The sequence below is a fragment of the Cupriavidus sp. SIMBA_020 genome, assembly GCF_046535395.1.
GTDB classification, from domain to species: domain Bacteria; phylum Pseudomonadota; class Gammaproteobacteria; order Burkholderiales; family Burkholderiaceae; genus Cupriavidus; species Cupriavidus campinensis.
Genome location: NZ_JAWRWU010000349.1, coordinates 1 through 289, shown reverse-complemented (window position 1 = coordinate 289; position 289 = coordinate 1). Strand labels below are relative to the sequence as shown.

Annotated in this window: 1 pseudogene; it reads right to left on the bottom strand. The window is 70.6% G+C overall.

Annotated features, from left to right (window positions below):
- Nucleotides 1-167 (bottom strand): annotated as a pseudogene (locus SB751_RS29525) (prolyl aminopeptidase); the annotation flags it as partial.
- Nucleotides 168-289 lie beyond the last annotated feature (122 nt).

Below are 289 nucleotides of genomic sequence, written 5' to 3'. Positions count from 1 at the left end.
AGCACGACGCGCATGCGTTCGAGGTCGAACAGGCTCAACACCGCGGGCCGGCTGCCGCTGCCGGGGCCGCCGTGCAACACGACGACCGGCTCGCCGAGCGGATTGCCGGCTTCGGTCCACGCGATCGTGCAGGCGTCGCGGTGCAGGTGCTTGAAGGTGTGCGTCATGTCGGTCGGGGTAGAGGGAGAAGGCGGCGACGGCGCGCCGCGCGCTTGCGTCCACTGAAGCGAGAATCGCGCCCGCGCGCAAGCTAGGGATTCGTCCGGGTGGCGGTGCGCCAAGGTTTCGC